At 44.3% G+C, this 2909-nt stretch carries 2 protein-coding genes; one reads left to right on the forward strand and one right to left on the reverse strand.

Features of this window, described 5'->3' with window-relative positions; genetic code table 11:
• Window positions 1–184 precede the first annotated feature (184 nt).
• Entirely contained in the window at window positions 185–661 is a 477-nt protein-coding gene (gene ndhN / locus HWQ37_RS00175) for an NAD(P)H-quinone oxidoreductase subunit N (protein WP_292742526.1), read from the forward strand.
• Window positions 662–726: 65 nt separating this feature from the next.
• Here ndhN and HWQ37_RS00180 read toward each other — a convergent pair.
• The coding region (locus HWQ37_RS00180; RefSeq protein ID WP_292742527.1) for an efflux RND transporter permease subunit at window positions 727–2909 on the reverse strand (2183 nt) is incomplete at its 5' end.

Consider the following 2909-nt stretch of genomic DNA (forward strand, 5'->3'; position numbering starts at 1 on the left):
AAGGGAGACAAGGGAGACAAGGGAGACAAGGGGACAAGGAGATAAACAAAACTCACTAACTCTTAACTCCTAACTCAGCACTCAGCACTCATCACTCCTAACGCCCAATGCCCAAAAAAATGCTTTTAATCTATCGGTTAAGGGTAAATAATAGAGATATCTAAGTGGGATAAGACGAAAATCTATGGCACTAATTACCACTGGCAATGGTTTAATCCGCGATTTGGAAAAATTTGGCGCTCTTGGTGTGTATGTACCTCTGGAAGGGGGTTATGAAGGTCGATATCAGCGTCGATTACGGGCAGCTGGCTATACTACCCTCCACATTACCGCTAAAGGACTGGGTGACGTAGCTGCATATCTCACAAGAATTCATGGAGTCAGACCTCCTCATCTTGGGAAAAAAAGTACTGGTAGTGGTGCGGCTGTAGGTCAGGTGTACTATTTACCGCCAATTCTCAATTCTCATCTAGAACAGCTAGCGCCAAAGTCAAAGGGGCTGGTGTTGTGGATTATTGAAGGGCATATTCTTTCTAATGAGGAAGTTGAGTATTTAACGAATTTGCCTCAGTTAGAACCACGAGTGAAAGTAGTTATTGAGAGAGGTGGCGATCGCTCTTTCCGTTGGACTTCTCTAGAAAAAACTCTCTTAGCTAGTTAGTCCTTTGTCATTAGTCATTAGTCATTTGTTTATGACTAATGACTTAATTTAATCAGGAATGCTGATTAGCTGGTAAGTTTTTTCGTAAATCCACGCAACCGGATTAACACTGGCTTTGCCCAATTTCCACCGAGCAAATCGTGCAGCAGAATGTAAAAACAGGGGATGATAAATAGTGTCAGCATCGTTGCGATCGCCATCCCAAAGAAAACTACAATCCCTAAAGGCTGCAAAAACTCCGAACCTTCGCCAATGCCTAATGCCAAGGGAAACAGCCCCAAGATTGTGGTAACTGTAGTCATGATAATTGGGCGCAAGCGTTGAGGAGCAGCTTTCACGATCGCAATTTGGCGACTACAACCTTCTTCATCCCGAATTTGATTCGCTAGTTCTACCATCAGAATCCCTGCGTTAACTACAATTCCCACCAGCAGGACGACACCAACAATTACAGTTGCGCCAATTGCAGTTTGGGTAATGTAAAGTCCAAAAATTCCCCCAGCTAAGGCTAGTGGTACGGTGAACATAATTACCAATGGGTCGATTAGTGAGTTGTATTGCACCGCCATGACGACAAAGATTAAGAATGTCGCCAACGCCCCCAAAGTCTTTAAAGCATCCTGAAGTTGCTGATTAGTTTCTTGGGCAGAACTAGGTACAATTGAAACGCCATCAGGTAAGTCTACATCCTTGAGTACCTTATTGACTTCTGCGATCGCTTCACCAAGACTAGCTCCCTCACTGAGATTTCCTGCGACAATAAAAGCTTGGCGCTGATTGATTCGTTGCACCTCACCGGGCGCTTGACCTTCTTGAATGTTCGCCACATCAGAAAGCCGGATTAGTTGATTGTTTTCTGTAAATAGGGGTAATTGCTCTAACTGGGAAGGACGCTGAATCGCTGCTTTATTTAGCTGCACCCGCACATCAACTAAACGATTACCGCGTTGAATTTGCGTCGGCACTGAACCTTCAATTGCTGTTTGAACTGTTGCACCAATTTGTCCGGCGCTCAACCCTAAAGCTGAAACCCTTTCCCAGTCGGGGCGAATTTGGATTTCCGGTTGTCGGGGGTCGGCATCTGGGCGGAATGTCGCTAATTTTGCCCTTTCTTGTAACGCTTGCAGCACTTGCGCCCCTGCTTGCGTTAGTTTTTCTTCATTCTCACCTTGCAGAATTACGTCAACTTCTGACCCTTGCACTGGAGAATTACTCAAGATTAAACCCCGCACCTGACCAGGATTGAGGCGCAGCAGAATTCCTGCTAAGTTGAGTTTGTTAAATTCCTGAGTTACTTTTTTGACGAAGGCTTCGACATCTGTACCTGGTTTAAGATTGATGGTGCTACTGGCACGTAAGGGATTTTCTGTAGTACTGCTGCCAAATAAATTACCACCCACAGTTGTGAAAGCAGACTGGGTTTCTGGTTGTTTGAGCAAAATGTCATCGACAATTTGCATAACTTTTTGAGAAGTTGCTAAAGGTGTACCGGGTGGAAACTGCGCTCTCAAGTTAGCTTGACCAGTACTGATGCGGGGTAAAATTTCTTGGGGAATTTGACCAAACATGAAGAAACTGCTGCCGCCTAAAATTAGCAAAGCAGCAGTGACTACGAAAATCCGATAGCGTAAGACCTTGGTTAAGAAGTTACCGTATCCCCGCGTCGCATCTTCAAATCGGTGATTAAATTGTCTAAGCAGCCAAAATTCACTAATCCGACTAGACCAGCGAATTCCCAAAAGTCGAGAAGACAGCATTGGTACTACTGTGATGGCGACAACAAGGGAGGCTGCGACTGCGAAGCTAATTGTCAGAATCAGTTCATTAAATAACAGTGCAATAAAGCCGCCAATTAAGAGGAATGGCACTACAGAAACTAAGTTAGCACCTGTAGCCGCAACTAAAGCAGATTCTACTTCTTGGGAAGCTGCGATCGCACTATCAATAAAGAATTTAGAATTTCTCCCTGAATCCCCTTCTTCCCTCTCTTTCTGATTGGGAGTCATCCCTGTTTTTTCGGAAATATTTTCTAGGATCACAACCGATGTGTCAATTGCTTGACCGACTCCTAGTGTTAACCCTGCTAAACTGAACACATTTAAAGTCAAGCCGAATATTCTCATCAATGCGATCGCTGCCAGGGTACACAAAGGAATCGTTAAACTGATAATTAATGTTTGTCTGAACGATCCTAAAAATAACAACACTGCTGCTGCTGCTAACAATGCCCCAGAAATCCCCGAAAAGA

The organism is Nostoc sp. NMS4, assembly GCF_017115095.1.
Classification (GTDB): domain Bacteria; phylum Cyanobacteriota; class Cyanobacteriia; order Cyanobacteriales; family Nostocaceae; genus Nostoc.

Coding starts and splice junctions, on each gene's coding strand:
- ndhN (WP_292742526.1), top strand. CDS start 185: ATGGCACTAATTACCACTGGCAATGGTTTAATCCGCGATTTGGAAAAA.